This window comes from Pseudomonas marginalis (assembly GCF_001645105.1).
Taxonomy (GTDB): Bacteria; Pseudomonadota; Gammaproteobacteria; order Pseudomonadales; family Pseudomonadaceae; genus Aquipseudomonas; species Aquipseudomonas petroselini.
Genome location: NZ_LKEG01000036.1, coordinates 37,988 through 55,021, shown reverse-complemented (window position 1 = coordinate 55,021; position 17,034 = coordinate 37,988). Strand labels below are relative to the sequence as shown.

15 protein-coding genes are annotated in these 17,034 nt (G+C 61.1%); 8 read left to right on the top strand and 7 right to left on the bottom strand.

All coding sequences use genetic code 11. From position 1 onward, the window contains the following. The first annotated feature begins 31 nt into the window (after nucleotides 1-31). A complete protein-coding gene (locus AO064_RS11850) occupies nucleotides 32-547 on the top strand; it encodes a GFA family protein (RefSeq protein ID WP_064053394.1) in 516 nt (171 codons plus the stop codon). A 279-nt stretch (nucleotides 548-826) separates the two neighbouring features. Here the strand turns inward: AO064_RS11850 and AO064_RS11845 are convergent, their stop codons facing one another. Both AO064_RS11845 and AO064_RS11840 read right to left on the bottom strand, forming a co-directional pair. After that, nucleotides 827-2,104, bottom strand: coding sequence for an ATP-binding protein (locus AO064_RS11845; RefSeq protein ID WP_064053393.1), 1,278 nt, complete (start codon nucleotides 2,102-2,104; stop codon nucleotides 827-829). Then, a complete protein-coding gene (locus AO064_RS11840; protein ID WP_012724637.1) occupies nucleotides 2,105-2,812 on the bottom strand; it encodes a winged helix-turn-helix domain-containing protein in 708 nt (235 codons plus the stop codon). A gap of 157 nt (nucleotides 2,813-2,969) precedes the next feature. On the opposite strand from AO064_RS11840, the gene AO064_RS11835 reads away from it, so the two are divergent. Next, nucleotides 2,970-4,169 (top strand): MFS transporter, encoded by a 1,200-nt coding sequence (locus AO064_RS11835; protein WP_064053392.1) that lies wholly within the window; start codon nucleotides 2,970-2,972, stop codon nucleotides 4,167-4,169. Here AO064_RS11835 and AO064_RS11830 read toward each other — a convergent pair. Beyond that, a complete protein-coding gene (locus AO064_RS11830; protein WP_046034797.1) occupies nucleotides 4,125-4,727 on the bottom strand; it encodes a MiaE family protein in 603 nt (200 codons plus the stop codon). The two genes, AO064_RS11835 and AO064_RS11830, sit on opposite strands and share 45 nt — an antisense overlap. 152 nt (nucleotides 4,728-4,879) lie before the next feature. Here AO064_RS11830 and AO064_RS11825 point away from each other — a divergent pair, with 152 nt between their 5' ends. Further along, nucleotides 4,880-5,743 (top strand): universal stress protein, encoded by an 864-nt coding sequence (locus tag AO064_RS11825; RefSeq protein WP_064053391.1) that lies wholly within the window; start codon nucleotides 4,880-4,882, stop codon nucleotides 5,741-5,743. 127 nt (nucleotides 5,744-5,870) lie between these two features. Here the strand turns inward: AO064_RS11825 and AO064_RS11820 are convergent, their stop codons facing one another. Further along, nucleotides 5,871-6,341 (bottom strand): DUF1289 domain-containing protein, encoded by a 471-nt coding sequence (locus AO064_RS11820; protein WP_064053390.1) that lies wholly within the window; start codon nucleotides 6,339-6,341, stop codon nucleotides 5,871-5,873. A gap of 397 nt (nucleotides 6,342-6,738) precedes the next feature. Between AO064_RS11820 and acnB the strand changes: the two genes are divergently transcribed. Then, on the top strand, nucleotides 6,739-9,348 hold the full coding sequence (acnB, locus tag AO064_RS11815) for a bifunctional aconitate hydratase 2/2-methylisocitrate dehydratase (protein ID WP_064053389.1): 2,610 nt from the start codon (nucleotides 6,739-6,741) through the stop codon (nucleotides 9,346-9,348). A 50-nt stretch (nucleotides 9,349-9,398) separates the two neighbouring features. Here the strand turns inward: acnB and AO064_RS11810 are convergent, their stop codons facing one another. Both AO064_RS11810 and AO064_RS11805 read right to left on the bottom strand, forming a co-directional pair. Continuing rightward, nucleotides 9,399-11,042 carry a SulP family inorganic anion transporter gene (locus tag AO064_RS11810; RefSeq protein WP_064053388.1) on the bottom strand — a complete coding sequence of 548 codons (1,644 nt, stop codon included), beginning with the start codon at nucleotides 11,040-11,042 and terminating at the stop codon, nucleotides 9,399-9,401. Between the two features lie 237 nt (nucleotides 11,043-11,279). After that, nucleotides 11,280-12,557, bottom strand: coding sequence for a serine/threonine transporter (locus tag AO064_RS11805; protein WP_064053387.1), 1,278 nt, complete (start codon nucleotides 12,555-12,557; stop codon nucleotides 11,280-11,282). A 384-nt stretch (nucleotides 12,558-12,941) separates the two neighbouring features. Here AO064_RS11805 and AO064_RS11800 point away from each other — a divergent pair, with 384 nt between their 5' ends. The 4 genes from AO064_RS11800 (at nucleotide 12,942) to AO064_RS11785 (ending at nucleotide 16,460) form a co-directional block, all read left to right on the top strand. Beyond that, nucleotides 12,942-13,466: a cysteine hydrolase family protein gene (locus tag AO064_RS11800; protein WP_064053386.1), complete on the top strand. Its 525-nt coding sequence runs from the start codon at nucleotides 12,942-12,944 to the stop codon at nucleotides 13,464-13,466. A 53-nt stretch (nucleotides 13,467-13,519) separates the two neighbouring features. Then, nucleotides 13,520-14,473, top strand: coding sequence for a 2-hydroxyacid dehydrogenase (locus tag AO064_RS11795; protein ID WP_064053385.1), 954 nt, complete (start codon nucleotides 13,520-13,522; stop codon nucleotides 14,471-14,473). Between the two features lie 129 nt (nucleotides 14,474-14,602). Next, complete coding sequence (locus AO064_RS11790; RefSeq protein ID WP_064053384.1) at nucleotides 14,603-15,670, top strand: phosphotransferase family protein; 1,068 nt, start codon at nucleotides 14,603-14,605, stop codon at nucleotides 15,668-15,670. A 22-nt stretch (nucleotides 15,671-15,692) separates the two neighbouring features. Then, complete coding sequence (locus tag AO064_RS11785) at nucleotides 15,693-16,460, top strand: SDR family oxidoreductase (protein WP_064053383.1); 768 nt, start codon at nucleotides 15,693-15,695, stop codon at nucleotides 16,458-16,460. Here the strand turns inward: AO064_RS11785 and AO064_RS11780 are convergent, their stop codons facing one another. Continuing rightward, nucleotides 16,461-16,904, bottom strand: a complete 444-nt coding sequence (locus tag AO064_RS11780; RefSeq protein ID WP_012724647.1) for a carboxymuconolactone decarboxylase family protein — start codon at nucleotides 16,902-16,904, stop codon at nucleotides 16,461-16,463. Nucleotides 16,905-17,034: the final 130 nt, after the last annotated feature.

The following is a 17,034-nucleotide window of genomic DNA, read 5'->3' as shown; positions in this document are numbered from 1 at the left end:
GTTGTTACATACTCATATCAGGAGTCAGCCCATGCAGCTTGAAGGATCCTGCCATTGCGGCGCCGTGACGTTCAGCCTCACCAGTGCCCACCCCTACCCTTACCAGCGTTGCTACTGCTCGATCTGTCGCAAGACCCAGGGCGGTGGCGGTTATGCGATCAACCTGGCTGGCGATGCCCAGAGTTTGAAGGTGCGCGGGCGCAAACTGATTTCGATCTACCACGCCAGGCTCAAGCCCGAGGGGGCCAGCCGGGCCCATGCGAGCAGCGCTGAACGGCACTTCTGTTCGCAATGCGGCAGCGCCTTGTGGCTGTTCAGCCCCGAGTGGCCGGCGTTGATCCATCCGTTTGCCTCGGCCATCGACACGCCATTGCCGGTGCCGCCGGAACATACGCACCTGATGCTGGGCTCGAAGGCGCCGTGGGTGGAAGTGACGTTGCGCCAAGGCGATCTGCAGTTCGATGAGTACCCCGAAGAGTCCATCGCCCAATGGCATGAGCGCCTCGGGCGACGCCTTCAAACGTACCCATCCCCCCTGAGTTTCTGACCCCATGAAACCCCTGATGCGTTGCAAAAACCTGTGCCTGTCCCTTACCTCCGTGTGTTTGCTCGCGGGAGCCGATGGGATGAACCAGATGTGGAGCGGCGGTTGCAGACGTTGGTGATGGGGGTACTGGAATACAGCTTCTGACCTGATAACCGAATTAAAAATGTGGGAGGGGGCTTGCTCCCGATAGCGGTGTGTCAGTTGATAGACCTGGGACTGACACACTGCTATCGGGAGCAAGCCCCCTCCCACATTTGATCTGTCTTGCTTTCAAACTCGTTATTCGGCATACGCCCAGGTCATCCGGAACGACGCCCCGCCCCATTCCGAATCCAGCACTTGCACTTGGCCGCCGTGCCACTGCGACACCCGCTGCACCAGCGCCAGGCCCAGGCCGAAACCGCCGGTGCGGCGGTCGCGGCTGGCGTCCAGGCGCGTGAACGGCTGGAAGATCTTCGCCCGGCCTTCCTCCGGCACGCCGGGGCCATCGTCACACACGCGCACTTCATAGCCGCTGCCGAACCTGACCAGCGACACTTCCACGCGGCGCTCGGCGTAGCGCACGGCGTTGCGCAGCAGGTTGATCACCGCACGCGCCATAAAGCGCGGCTCGATCTGGATAACGTCCACCTCGCAGGTGCGCAACGACAGCTGGATGCCGGCCGCCTCGGCCTCCAGGGCCACGCTGCCGATCACACTGTCGAGCCAGCTGTGGGCCTCGATGCGCTCACGGGTGACCTGGGTGGCGCCACGCTCCAGGCTGGCGTAGGTGAGCAGTTCGGAGACCATTTCTTCCAGCTCGCCCAGGTCGGCATACATGTCGGCGATCAATTCGCTGCGCTGGCGCGGGTCGGTCTGTTGTTTCAACTGGTCGAGCTCGAACGACAGGCGTGCAATCGGCGTGCGCAATTCGTGGGACACGGCGTTGGTCAGTTCGCGCTGGTTGGCGATCAGGCTTTCGATGCGCTCGGCCATCTGGTTGAAGTGCCCGGCCAGCTCACGCACCGTGGAACGGCGTGGCAGCAGAATGCGTGAACCGAGGTCGTTGTCACCGAAACGTTGTGCCGCCAGGCGAATATGTTCCAGGTCACGCCAGTGCGGGCGCACCCAGAAATACAGCACGATCGCCAGGCTCAATCCCAGCAGGCAATAGGCCCACAGGTACAGCCATTTCGGTTCTTCGGGCAGTTTGATATTAAGCAGCTGCGGGCCGCCATCGATATTGGCGATGAACTCCATGAAGTCGCCGCGTACCACCAGTTTTCCGGCGGCAAGCAACTGTCGTTCACGCGGGTCGAGCGCCAAGTCATCGCGCTGGACCAGTTTCAGGTGCAGGCCGTAGTGGGGTTGCAGCTCGCTCAGGCGCGCCGCGCGGGCATCGCCCGGCAAGGGTCGCAATTGTTCCACCAAGCCATAAGCCGGGCCGCGCAGGGCTTCGCGGTTATAGGTTTCATTGGCTTCGGGCAGCAACTCATCGAAGGTGTAGTTGACCAGCCAGATCGCCCCCGCCAGCCCCAGCGCCAGGATGATGTACAGGCGAATGTAGAGCCGCAGCATCTAGACCTCCCACGCGAAGGGGTTGAACAGGTAGCCCTTGCCCCAGATCGTCTTGATGCACACCGGTTCGCGGGGGTTGTCGTTGAGTTTGCCGCGCAGCTTGCTGATGTACACATCGACACTGCGGTTAAGGCCGTCGAAGGCGATGCCGCGCATGCGGTTGAGGATGTCATCGCGGGACAGGATCGTGCCCGAGTTACTGGCCAGCAGCCACAGCAGCTCGAATTCCATGGTGGTGAGGTCGATCTGTTCGTCCCCAAGGCTGACCACGCGGCAACTGCGATCGATGGCCAGCCGCCCGAAGGCCAGGGCCCCGCGCACCGTCGGCTCCGGGGCTTGGCGCCGTTGCAGGGCGCGCAGGCGTGCCAGCAGCACGGGGGGCTTGATCGGCTTGATCACATAATCGTCGGCACCGGACTCGAGGCCGAGGATATGGTCCAGGTCGTCTTCCTTGGCGGTGAGGATCACGATGGGCGTGTCGGACACCGTGCGAATCCCGCGGCACACGTGCAGGCCGCTCTGGCCGGGCAGCATCAGGTCGAGTACGACGATCTTTGGCTTGAACTCCAGGAACGCCGCCAGGGCTTTGTCACCCCGGTGCTCCACGCGCACCTCAAAACCATGCTGCGACAGAAAGTGCGCGATCAGCCCCGCCAGTTTCTCGTCATCCTCAACGAGCAAGACCTTGCCCAGCCCCAGGTTTTCCATAAGTTCCCAATGTGCAGACGCGGATTGAAGAGCGGGCATTATAGGTGGCAAGCTGGGCAACTAAAGCCGTTGGTCAGCACAGGCCGACGAAGCTTCATGCTTTTAAGAGTTTTTAACAAATAAGCTGCAATCTTTAACGCCATGTACAGGGAGTTGTATGCGCAAGGATTACCTGGCGTTCTTTGTTTCGCTGTTCCTGTCACGGCTGGCGGACCAGATCCTGCTGTTTATCGTGCCATTGATCGTGTTTCAGACCACTCAAAGTGTGGCCTGGGCCGGGCTGGCGTTCTTTGTCGAGTCGCTGCCGCGCTATCTGGCGTTCCCGGTGTGCGGCGCAGTGTGCGACACGTTCGCGCCGGTGCGCATCCTGCATATCAGCCAGGTTTACCGGGCGCTGGCCTGTGTGCTGGCGGTTGCCCTGTACGGGGTGTTCGACGGTATTTACTGGGTCGTGCTGCTCTCGGCAGTGTGCGGGGTACTGACCACCCAAGGCATCATGGCGCGAGAAGTGCTGATGCCGCATATCTTCGCGCAATACAGCTATGCCAAGACCCTCTCCTATTCGCAGATCGCCGACCAGAGCGGGCTGGTGCTGGGGCCGTTGGTGGCCGCACTGATGCTTGAGGTATGGGCGTGGCACTGGGTGGTGCTGGGCGTGGCCGGGCTGTTCCTGCTCGCAGACCTGGCGATGCGGGTGTGGCAACGCTCCAGCACGGCCAGCCTGGCAACCTTCGAGCAACATCGGGATATCTGGCTGCGACCGCTGAAGATTGCCTTCGGACATATCCGCCGCCTGCCGGAGTTGAAGCGGGTCATCACGTTGGCGGTGGGTGTGAACCTGATCATTGGCGTCACGCTGGCCACCTCTGCGGCCATGGTGACCGGCCAGTTTGCGGCGGGCAAGGACGCCTATGCCCTGCTCCAGGCGGCGGGCGCGCTGGTGACCATCTGCATTCTGTTTTATCTGGCGCGGGCCGGCCTGCCCCTGAAGGTGCTCGGCGGACTGTCTTATTCGATGATCGGCGTGGGCGCAGTGATCATGGCGATCAGCCCCGACGTGTGGCTATACGTAGTGGGCTTCCTGCTGGTCACCGGCTTCGACAAGATGTTCAACGTCTACCTGCGCAGCACCCGTCAGCGGGTCATCCCCGTGCAGGACTTTGGCAAGACCGTGGGCGTGATCACGCTGCTCAATAACCTGCCGCAGCCCCTGGCAGGGCTGGCGGTTGCGCTGCTGGCGGCGCCCTTGGGCACGCAGACGGTGATCCTGCTGCTGGCCGCGATCACCGCCTTGATCGGCGTGGCCGTGGCCTCAGGCTGGCACGCCACTGTGAAAGCGGAACTCGATGTCGGGTGACTCGATCAGTTCCTGCTCGGTCGCCCTCACCCGCTCGATCACCTGGGCGATGTCCTTGGCGTCACCGTACTGGTACGCCAACTTCAGGTAACCCTGGAAGTGCCGCGCCTCGCTTTTCAGCAGGCCGAAGTAGAACTTGCCGAGTTCTTCGTCCAAATGCGGCACCAGCGCTTCGAAACGCTCGCAACTGCGCGCTTCGATAAAGGCGCCGACCACCAGGGTATCCACCAGTTTGACCGGTTCGTGGCTGCGCACCACTTTGCGCAAACCGGAGGCATAGCGCCCGGCGTGCAGCTGGCGCAGCTCGACCTTGCGCTTTTTGATCAAACGCATGACTTGTTCGTGGTGCACCAGCTCTTCGCGGGCCAGGCGCGACATCATGTTGATCAGGTCGACATGGCCGTGGTACTTGGCGATCAGGCTCAGGGCGGTGCTGGCGGCTTTGAATTCGCAGTTTTTGTGGTCGATCAGCAGGGTGTCCTGATCGGCCAGAGCGGCCTGGACCCAGGCATCAGGGGTGCGGCAACCGAGGAATTCGTGGATTTCTGGCAGGTTCATCGGGCTCACGGGCAAAAGGATCACAAAAGGCCGGCGATTATACCGACCCCGCCGCAGACCACCAGCCACCGGCCTTGATGTGCATCAACATGACGTGCGCCAGCCAGCAACTATAGTTGTTGCAGCCCCCACCCTTTTTGGAGATCCCGATCATGCAAGCCATCCGCAGCATCCTGGTGGTCATCGAGCCCGAGCATTCGGAAAGCCTGGCCCTCAAGCGTGCCAAGCTGATCGCCGGGGTCACCGGCGCACACCTGCATTTACTGGTCTGCGACAAGAAGCATGAGCACTCGGCGCTGCTGGCCCTGCTCAAGTCGGGCTTGCAGGAGGACGGCTACAGCGTCACCACCGAGCAGGCGTGGAATGACAGCCTGCATGACACCATTATCGACGTGCAGCAAGCCGAGGGCTGTGGGCTGGTGATCAAGCAGCACTTCCCCGACAGCCCGTTGAAAAAAGCCCTGCTGACGCCTGCGGACTGGAAGTTGCTGCGTTACTGCCCGACGGCGGTGTTGCTGGTCAAGACGGCCACGCCGTGGGCTTGCGGCGTGATCCTCGCGGCGATCGATGTGGGCAATACCGATGGCGAACACCGCTCGTTGCACACTTCGATCATCGACCATGGCTTTGATATCGCCAGCCTGGCCAAGGCGCAGTTGCACGTGATCAGCGCCCATCCGTCGCCGATGTTGTCGGCGGCGGACCCGACGTTCCAGCTCAAGGAAACCATCGAGGCGCGCTATCGCGAGCAATGCAAGGCGTTTCAGGCCGAGTTCGATGTGGACGAATCGCACCTGCATATCAAGGAAGGCCCGGCGGATGTGTTGATCCCCCATCTAGTTCACACCCTGCAAGCGGCGGTAACGATCATCGGCACCGTGGCGCGCACCGGAATCTCCGGGGCACTGATCGGCAATACGGCAGAGGTGATACTGGATGCGGTGGAGAGTGATGTGCTGGTGCTCAAGCCGCANGCGTTGATGGATCACCTGCAAGAACTCGCCAGCAAGCCCTGATCCAACCTTATGAACGATGGAGATCAAAATGTGGGAGGGGGCTTGCTCCCGATGACGGTGTGTCAGTTACAGATTAGCTGACTGATACACCACTATCGGGAGCAAGCCCCCTCCCACATTTTNGTTGTCAGTCAGCGAGCGCGTCTCTCAGGAACCCCGGCGCGATATAGCGCTGGTAATGCGCCTCGGACAGGATAAAGAACTCCCGATCAATGGCATCGCGTAATTCCGGCAAGGCCCAGTCACGAAATTCGGGTAACAGCACCATGCCGTAGGCCTCCAGGTTATTGATCACCCGCGCCCCACGCGCGATCAATTGATAGGCCCAGCAGTACTCGGACTGGTGCGGCACGAAGCGGATCTTGCGCTGTTCCAACTGGCCGCGCAGGGTTTTGGGGTCGAAAACTTCGAGCTTTCCGGCCATAACCTGCACCAACAATTGCTCCAACCGCAGCCAGACCGCGCGTTTTTCTTCTTCGTTATAGCCATTCCACAGGATCACTTCGTGGTGGAAGCGCTTGCAGCCACGGCACACGAGATCGCCGTAAACCGTGGAGCACAGGCCGACGCAGGGGGTCTTGATGGTTTGGTTGGACATGGGCAACAACACGCAGATCAGCGAAACAATGCGCCATGTTAGCCCTTTGTCTAACCTTCATCACCCTGCAAACTTGGCGAGGCAACTTACCTTTAGAATTTTTTTGCCGTAGAATCATCCGGCCTTGTAAGGCGCCAATAATCCGCTGGAAGCTGTTTTCAAAGCGTCACGAGCACAGTCGTTCCTTCAGAACGGTGTTGGCGATGGTTAATGACTCGGTAGGTCAGAGCCCTCGCCAACCCTCATCAGCTCCGTTCTGCAGGCGTAAAACTTTGAAAGCAGCTTCTGTGAGGAATGCCGGCAGCGCTGGCTTTGCGGCCCAAAAAGCCCCCGAGCGCATGCGTGCCGTTCATTTCTGGATGAGCGTCCCGTGGGACCACTGATGAGGGTAATAACTGTGCTTGAAGCCTACCGCAAACATATCGAAGAGCGTGCAGCCCTGGGTATCGTTCCCCAGCCGCTTAACGCCGAACAAACCGCAGGCCTGGTCGAGCTGCTGAAAAATCCTCCGGCTGGCGAAGAAGAATTCCTCGTTGACCTGATCACCAACCGCATTCCACCAGGTGTTGACGAAGCCGCTTACGTCAAGGCCGGTTTCCTGTCTGCCCTGGCCAAGGGCGAAGCCACTTCCCCCCTGATCGACAAGAAACGCGCGGTTGAACTGCTTGGCACCATGCAAGGCGGCTACAACATCGTGACCCTGGTTGAGCTGCTGGACGACGCCACACTGGCACCGGTCGCCGCCGCCCAACTCAAGCACACCCTGCTGATGTTCGATGCGTTCCACGACGTCGCCGAAAAAGCCAAGAACGGCAACGAACACGCCAAAGGCGTGCTTCAGTCCTGGGCTGACGGCGAGTGGTTCAGCAACCGCCCTACCCTGGCCGACAAAATCAGCCTGCGCGTGTTCAAGGTCACAGGCGAAACCAACACCGACGACCTGTCCCCTGCGCCGGATGCCTGGTCCCGTCCTGACATCCCGCTGCACGCCCTGGCCATGCTGAAAATGGCCCGTGAAGGCATCGTGCCGGACGAGCAAGGCAAGACCGGCCCGATGAAGCAGATCGAAGAGATGCGCGGCCAAGGCTTCCCGATCGCCTACGTCGGCGACGTGGTCGGTACCGGTTCCTCGCGTAAATCCGCGACCAACTCCGTGCTGTGGTTCTTCGGCGACGACGTTCCCTACGTGCCGAACAAGCGCGCCGGCGGTTTCTGCTTCGGCAGCAAAATCGCTCCGATCTTCTACAACACCATGGAAGATGCGGGCGCACTGCCCATCGAGTTCGACGTCTCCAACATCAACATGGGCGACGTGATCGACCTGTACCCGCATGCCGGCAAAGTCTGCAAGCACGGTACCGACGAAGTCATCACCACCTTCGAAATGAAGACCCCGGTGCTGTTGGACGAAGTTCGTGCCGGCGGCCGTATCCCGCTGATCATCGGTCGCGGCCTGACGGACAAGGCACGTGCTGAGCTGGGCCTGGGCCCTACCGACCTGTTCAAGCTGCCTGAAGCGCCTGTCGACACCGGCAAAGGCTTCACCCTGGCACAGAAAATGGTCGGTAAGGCGTGCGGTCTGCCGGAAGGCAAAGGCGTTCGTCCTGGCACCTACTGCGAACCGAAGATGACCACCGTGGGCTCCCAGGACACCACCGGTCCTATGACCCGTGATGAACTGAAAGACCTGGCGTGCCTGGGCTTCTCGACCGATCTGGTAATGCAGTCGTTCTGCCATACCGCGGCCTATCCAAAGCCGATCGACGTGACCACCCACCACACCCTGCCTGACTTCATCATGACCCGTGGCGGTGTATCGCTGCGTCCAGGCGACGGCATCATCCACAGCTGGCTGAACCGCATGCTGCTGCCGGACACCGTCGGCACCGGTGGCGACTCCCACACCCGTTTCCCGATGGGCATCTCGTTCCCGGCCGGCTCTGGCCTGGTCGCGTTCGCCGCAGCCACTGGCGTAATGCCACTGGACATGCCGGAATCGATCCTGGTGCGCTTCAAAGGCAAAATGAAACCTGGCATCACCCTGCGTGACCTGGTTCATGCCATTCCGTACTACGCGATCCAATCGGGTCTGCTGACCGTAGAGAAAAAAGGCAAGAAGAACGCCTTCTCCGGCCGCATCCTGGAAATCGAAGGCCTCAACGACCTGACGCTGGAGCAAGCTTTCGAGCTGTCCGACGCCTCGGCTGAACGTTCGGCTGCCGGTTGCACCATCAAGCTGTCGAAAGACTCGATCACCGAGTACCTGAACTCCAACATCACCCTGCTGCGCTGGATGATCGGTGAAGGCTACGGTGACCCGCGCACCCTGGAACGTCGCGCCCAAGCGATGGAAGCCTGGGTTGCCAACCCGGAACTGATGGAAGCCGATGCCGACGCGGAATACGCCGAAATCATCGAGATCGACCTGGCCGACATCAACGAGCCGATCCTCTGCGCACCGAACGACCCGGACGACGCCCGTCTGCTGTCCAGTGTTGCCGGTGAGAAGATCGACGAAGTGTTCATCGGTTCGTGCATGACCAACATCGGTCACTTCCGCGCTGCCGGTAAGTTGCTGGAGCAGGTCAAGGGCCAGCTGCCGACGCGTCTGTGGCTGTCGCCGCCGACCAAGATGGACGCTCACCAACTGACCGAAGAAGGCTACTACGGTATCTACGGCAAGGCTGGCGCACGCATGGAAATGCCGGGCTGCTCGCTGTGCATGGGTAACCAGGCACGTGTAGAGCCGAATTCGACCGTGGTGTCGACCTCGACCCGTAACTTCCCGAACCGTCTGGGTGACGGCGCTAACGTCTACCTGGCTTCGGCCGAGCTGGCGGCCGTGGCGTCTACCCTGGGTCGCCTGCCGACCGTCGAAGAGTACATGGGCTACGCAGCGAAACTGGACACCATGGCCAGTGACGTCTACCGCTACCTGAACTTCGACCAGATTGCTGAGTTCCGTAAGATTGCAGCGAGCGCTAACATCCCGGTGATTCAAGCCTAAGGGTTTAGCGATGTAAAAACGCCGCGTATCGCAAGGTACGCGGCGTTTTTTTATGCGTGGGAATTGGCCAGTTGCACAGCACCGTCGACGCTCAAACCGCTGAGCAGCACGTGCGGTGGCAACGCTTCAGGCAGCGCCTGCAACACCTCAAGGGCATCATGCCTTACCCGCGCCAGCACCAGCCGCTTGCCCTCCCCGCGCACCTGCGCAAAAAATGCTGCCAGCGCTTCGATACTGGTTCCGTCGAGGTCGGGGGACTCTTCGAGGCTTAGCACCACCGTCTCTGCCTGGGACCGGCGCATCAGGCGCAGGGCCGCGCCCAGGATACGTTCGGCATTGGCGAAAAACAGCGCTTCGCTGGGACGCACGATCAATAGGCCCGGTACGTCCAGCGCATCAGCATGATGTTGACGGCCTACAAAGTCATGACTGTCACCCAGGCGACCGAGCACCTGGATGTCTGCCGACGACATCTGGCGCAGCATCAACAAGACGCTGACCGCCACTGCCAGCAGCAATCCATCCAGCACGCCGAGCACCAGCACCGCAGCGACGGCACAGATCACCAGCAAGCGATCACGCCTCCACAGGAAGTAGCGTCCCAGAGGCTGCAGGCTCAAGCCACGTCCCAGCGCGTACATGACGATGGCTGCCAGCACTGGCTCCGGGGTTAGCGCAACATAGGGCAGCACCGTCAACACAATCACCAGTACCACCAGCGCGGCAATGATGCCGGCCAAACGTGAACCCGCACCCGCCGCTTCATTGGCCGAAGTCGCCGAATACCCGGCACCGACCGGCATGCCGTGGAACAATCCGGACACGAGGTTCGCCGCGCCCAACGCCAGCAAATCGCGGTTGGATGACACGCGGTCGCCATGTTTAAGCGCGAATGAGCTGATGGAGCCGTAGGACTCAGCGTACAGAATCATGACCAAGGCAAACGCCAGCTCGCCCAGACGCAACCAGTCGGCGAATGGCAACACCGGAAGGTGCCCCAGCTCCAGGCGCAGTTCGATCACGCCAATCAGCGCCACGCCATGGGTCTGCAGATCCAGGTACTGCCCGGCAACGATGCCCAGCACCACCACCAATAATCCGCCGGGCAGGCGCGGGATTCGCGCGCACAGCCACAACACCAGCAACGCAACGGCGGCCACCAGCGCAGCCGGCCAATTCCAGCGTGGCCATTGCTCCAGCAACTGCGGCAGGAAGCGGACAAGGTTGTTGTCGGTCAGGTGCACCCCAACCACGCTGGCCAATTGTTTGAGGATGATGGTCAGCGCCAGACCGAAAGCAAAACCGCGCAATACCGGCTTGGCGATAAACGAGGTGACACCACCGAGCTTGAACAGCCCGGCCAACAGGAAAAACGCACCTGTGACCAGCACCAGTCCGAATGCCAGGGGGAGCCTCAGCGCCGGGTCATCACCTGCCAGGCTAGCGGTTGCGGCCGCCAGTACCGCAGCCGAAGACGAGGTGGCCGAAACGATCGCAAAGCGGCTGGTGCCCATCAGGCCGTAGCACAGCAACCCGGCAAACAGGGCAATGACGCCGGCCTGGGGCGGCAGCGCGGCAATACTGGAATAGGCCACCGCCTCTGGCAGCAGCAAGCCGGCGATGGAGAGCCCGGCGAGTATGTCCTGGGTGCGGTTGGGTGAAGCGACGACGGCGGGAGGAGTTTGAGTGTTCAATCGGGCCAACCTTGGGGGTCTCCAAGACAGAAACCAGTAAGCCGATAAGCTTAGCCCTCATTGCAGGGCCGTGGGTTGATCCTTGTGCGGGTTTGCGCACCTAAAAAAGGCCGATTCGCGGTGTACGCGAATCAGCCTCTGTCGGTGCCATCTGTTATCGATAGGTATCTACTCCTCTTCAATGTGATAGTGCGTAAGCGCAGGATCACTCAAGATACGTAGATACCTACACTGCGATCAGGACAGCAGTGAGTAAACCAACGCAGTAATCGCCACCAGGCCTACGGCGGTGACAAACACATTCGACGCCTGCCCACGGTACTTGGCCATGGCCGGCACCTTACGAATGGCGTACATCGGCATCAGGAACAGGATCGACGCGATGATCGGCCCGCCCAGCGTCTCTATCATGCGGAGGATACTTGGGTTAAGCGTGGCAACCATCCAGCACACCACCAGCATGAAAGCGGCAGTCATGCGGTCCAGGCTCTTCGCTCCGGGCCGGCGACCGGTTTTAAGGACCAGGCCCTTGAGGCCTTCGCTGGCGCCGATGTAGTGGCCCAGGAACGACTTGGCAATCGCCACAAACGCGATCAACGGAGCGGCAAACTCGATGGTCGGGTTATCGAAGTGGTTGGCCAGGTAGGACAGGATCGACAGGTTCTGCGCCTTCGCTTCGGCTAACTGCGCCGGCGACAGGGTCAGCACGCAGCTGAACACGAAGAACAGCACCATCCCCACCATCAAGAGATGCGCGCGAGACAGGATCTGCGAGCTGCGTTCATCGGCATGGACGCCGTACTGGCGCTTCTGATCAACCGCAAAGGCCGAGATGATCGGCGAATGGTTGAACGAGAACACCATCACCGGAATCGCCAGCCACAGCGTATTGAGCAGTGCCGACGGTGCCGGGACTACGCTGGCGGTGCTGAGGATGCCGCCATTCCAATGCGGAACCAGGTACACCGCCAGGAACAGCAAGGCGACGATGAACGGATACACCATCAGGCTCATGGCCTTGACGATCACTTGCTCGCCGCAACGCACCACAGCCAGCAGGCCGAGGATCAGCACCAACGACAGGATCGCCCGTGGCGGCGGCATGATGTGCAGTTGATGCTCCATAAAGCTGCCGACGGTGTTGGTCAACGCCACGCTGTAAATCAGCAGGATCGGGAAGATCGCAAAGAAGTACAGCAAGGTGATCAGCGCACCGGCCTTGATGCCGAAGTGTTCTTCCACCACGTCGGTGATGTCGGAGCCTTCACGGCCGGACAGCACGAAACGGGTCAGGCCACGGTGGGCGAAGAACGTCATTGGGAAGGCCAGCAGCGCGAGGATCACCAGTGGCCAGAAGCCTCCCAGGCCCGCGTTGATCGGCAAGAACAGCGTGCCGGCGCCAATGGCGGTGCCGAACAGGCCAAGCATCCAGGTGGTGTCCTGGCGGCTCCAGGTCGTGAGGGTTGCAGGTGTCGTCTCATAGCGTTGGTCGACGCTATTGGCCTGATCATTCATCCAGTCGGATCTCCGCATTTACACGGCCGGGACGAGTCAGAAAAACCTGACAGGCAGCGCCCCGACCATAGAAGGGGCCGGATTGTCCGGGATTCTTGTGAAGAAGCAAAGACTTAGCTGAGGAACGGTGGCGTGGTACATCGACGCGCCGCGCACAATTCAAACACATTCGTTGACAACTTGGCGCCGCTCTCAGCATGATCCAGCCATGAACCGTATTCAGCTGAACCTCACCCGCACCACCACCACGACCGCCTCAGGCGGGTCGTGCGGTTGCTGTGGGTGTTCACGCTAAACACCTCACAGATTCAACCCAAGGCCCCGCCAGCAATGGACGGGGCCTTTTTATTGCTCCGCCATCTGGCCATTGCAAGGAGCAACACCATGACTGACGCCCTGCTGATCATCGACATGCAAGCTGGCTTATACGACGGTCCGGAAAAGCCCTTCGAGCGCGAACGTGTACTCGCCACCATCAACCAGCTGATTCAGCGTGCCCGCAACTGCGATGCACCCATCTTCGTCGCCCGCCACACTGGCCCTGCAGGTTCGCCAATTGAAGCCGGCAGCCCGCCCTGGCAGCTATGGCATGCGCTGGAGGTAGACGAGTCGCGTGACCACCTGTTCAACAAGACCCGTCCCAGTTGCTTCCTGGGCACAGACCTGGAAGCGCAATTGAAAGCGGCGCACGTCAAAGAGCTGGTGATCGTCGGCATGAAAACCCAGTTCTGTATCGATACCACGTGCCGAGTCGCGGTGGAACTGGGGTTTTCAGTGGTACTGCCCGAAGACGGCCATACCTGCATGGACACGCCGACGCTGAAGGCCGAGGTGATTATCGAGCATCACAATGCGACCCTGGCCGGGGCGTTTGTGAAGCTCACAAGCGCCGTCGAGATCAGCTTCTAAACACTCAAATACGGCATACTCCTTCCCTCAAACCCTTCAGGAAGAGCCTTCCGATGACCGCTACTGTTCTGGTCCTGGTTGAAACCATCAACGAATACCTGCCCATCATCGAGAGCAATGACTTTCACGTGATCCTGGCGCCCACACCCGCCGAGCGCACCGCGGCCATCAAGGCCCACGGCAGCCAGATCAAGGCGGTGCTCACCCGCGGCCCACTGGGCTTGTACGCCGAGGAAATCGCCGCGCTGCCCCTGCTGGAAATCATTTGCGTGATTGGCGCCGGCTACGAACACGTGGACCTGCAGGCCGCCAGCAATCGCGGGATCGTGGTCACCAATGGCGCCGGGGTGAATGCGCCGTCGGTGGCCGATCACGCCATGGCGCTGCTGCTGTCGCTGGTGCGCGGCATCCCGCAGACCGACGCAGCCGTGCGCCGCCATGAATGGCCGAAGGTGATGCGCCCGTCACTGGGCGGCAAGCAGTTGGGCATTCTCGGACTCGGTGCGGTGGGCCTGGAGATCGCCAAGCGTGCGTCCCTGGGCTTCGGCATGGAGGTGAGTTACCACAACCGCCAGCCACGCGATGATGTGGACTACACCTACTGCGCGACGGCGGTGGAGCTGGCGCGCACCTCGGACTTCCTGATCCTGGCCACGCCCGGCGGCGCCAGCACCCGCCACCTGATCGATCGGCACGCCCTGGATGCCCTGGGCCCGAATGGCTACCTGGTGAACATCGGCCGTGGCAGCGTGGTGGTCACCGCCGACCTGATCGCCGCCCTGGAACAGCGCCGCATCGGTGGCGCCGCGCTGGATGTGTTCGACGATGAGCCCAAGGTCCCCGACGCGCTCAAGAAACTCGGCAATACTGTGCTCACCTCCCACGTCGCCGGCCTGTCGCCGGAAGCCGCCCATGACACCGTGCAACGGGTGGCCGATAACCTGGTGGAGCACTTCGCCGGTCGCCCGGTACTCACCCCGGTCGCCCTGCCCCCGCCCACTAAATGACCGATCAGGCACGCTGATCATCATCCAACACGCTAACCTATTAAGCCGCCCCGACCTTGTCGCTGGGCGGTGGTGCGCATTAGATTAGGAAATAGTCCGAGGCCTTTAGAATAAGCAGAAGGGATAAGCATGGCGCTGAACGACCAATCGACCCAGATTCGCCCAGGTGAAGAACTTGATGCCAGCCTGATCGATCCCTACCTCAAGGCCCATATCCCGGGCCTGAGCGGCACGCCCACGATCAGCCAGTTCCCCGGCGGCGCGTCCAACCTGACCTACCTGCTGGAATACCCGGGCCAGGAATTCGTGCTGCGCCGCCCACCCTTTGGCCACAAGGCCAAGTCGGCCCACGACATGGGCCGCGAATACCGCATTCTCAACCAGCTCAAAGACGGCTTCCCCTATTGCCCCAAGGCCTACGTGCATTGCACCGACGAGTCGGTGATCGGTGCCGAGTTCTATGTGATGGAGCGGGTCAACGGCATCATCCTGCGCTCCGACCTGCCAGCCGAGCTGGGCCTGGACGCCGTCAAGGCCGAGGCGCTGTGCAAAAGCTTCATCGATAAGTTCGTCGAACTGCACCAGGTGGACTACAGCGCCTGCGGCCTGGCCGACCTGGGCAAACCCGAGGGCTATGTGGCACGACAGATCCGTGGCTGGAGCGATCGCTACGAAAAAGCCCTGACCCCCGACGCGCCACACTGGGAAGCCGTGCGCGCCTGGCTCAACGACAAGATGCCAGCCGATCACCCGACGTCGAGCATTGTGCACAACGACTACCGCTTCGATAACGTGATCCTCGACCCGCACAACCCGATGCAGATCATTGGCGTGCTGGACTGGGAGCTGACCACCCTCGGCGACCCGCTGATGGACCTGGGCAACACCCTCGCCTACTGGATCGAAGCGGCGGACCCGGCGCCAGTGCAGTTGATGCGCCGCCAGCCGAGCAACGCGCCCGGCATGCTCACTCGCCGTGAGTTCGTCGATTATTACGCCGAGCGCTCCGGCATCCAGATCGACAATTTCGACTTCTACTACACCTACGGCCTGTTCCGCCTGGCCGGCATCGTGCAGCAGATCTACTACCGCTTCTTCCATGGCCAGACCCAGGACAAACGCTTTGCGCAGTTCATTCAGATGAACAAACTGCTGGAGCAAATGAGCCTGAACGTCATCAGCAAATCCACGCTCTGATCGCCGACCACAAGGAACCCCCATGTCCAAGACCCACCTGTTCGACCTCGACGGCAAGATTGCTTTTGTCTCCGGCGCCAGCCGCGGCATCGGCGAAGCCATCGCCAAGTTGCTGGCCCAGCAAGGCGCCCATGTGATCGTTTCCAGCCGCAAACTGGAAGGCTGCCAACATGTGGCCGATGCGATCATCGCCGACGGCGGCAAGGCCACGGCCGTGGCCTGTCATATCGGCGAAATGGAGCAAATTACCCAAGTATTCTCCGGTATCCGTGAGCAGTTCGGCCGTCTGGATATCCTGGTCAATAACGCCGCGACCAACCCGCAGTTCTGCAATGTGCTGGACACTGATCTCGGTGCGTTCCAGAAGACCGTTGACGTGAACATCCGTGGCTACTTCTTCATGTCGGTGGAAGCCGGCAAGCTGATGCGTGAAAACGGTGGCGGCAGCATCATCAACGTCGCCTCGATCAACGGGATTTCGCCGGGTGTGTTCCAAGGCATCTACTCGGTGACCAAGGCCGCCGTGATCAACATGACCAAGGTGTTCGCCAAGGAATGCGCGGCGTTCGGCATTCGTTGCAACGCCCTGCTGCCTGGCCTGACCGACACCAAGTTCGCCTCGGCGCTGGTGAAGAACGACGCGATCCTGAAAATGGCCCTGGCGCAGATCCCTCTCAAGCGCGTGGCAGACCCGAGCGAGATGGCCGGCGCGGTGCTGTTCCTGGCCAGTGACGCGTCCAGCTACACCACGGGTGTGTCGCTGAATGTGGACGGCGGTTTCCTGTCCTGATCAAGCATTCGGCGGTTGCTGCCGAAAGCTCACCGCCAGGCGGTTCCAGCCACTGATGCTGGACACCGCCATGGTCAGGTCGACCAGTTCCTGCTCGCTGAACTCCAGCCGCACGGCGGCGAACAGTTCATCCGACACCGTTGAGGTCGGCAGCGTCGCCACCGACTCGCTCCAGGCCAATGCGGCCTTTTCCCGCGCCGTGAAAAACGGCGAATCACGCCACACGCACAACGCGAACAAGCGCCGCTCGGTTTCGCCGCGCTGACGTGCCGCCATCGAGTGCATGTCCGTGCAGAAACCACAGTGGTTGAGCTGCGAGACGCGAATCTTGATCAGCTCCAGCAAGGGGGCATCGATGGACAGACCAAACGTCGTCGCCTCCAGCATCAACATGCCCTTGAGCGCTTGCGGCGAGGCGGTGTAGTAATCCAGGCGGGGTTCCATGGGGCGGTTCTCTGGCGGCGAATGCAATCACAGTCCAGCCTAGGGGCCATGCGGCACTAGCCCTATAGCCAATCAGCCGGTTTATGCAGAGACCATTTTGAGCCTGTTACGCAGGCGCGTAATCTGGGCG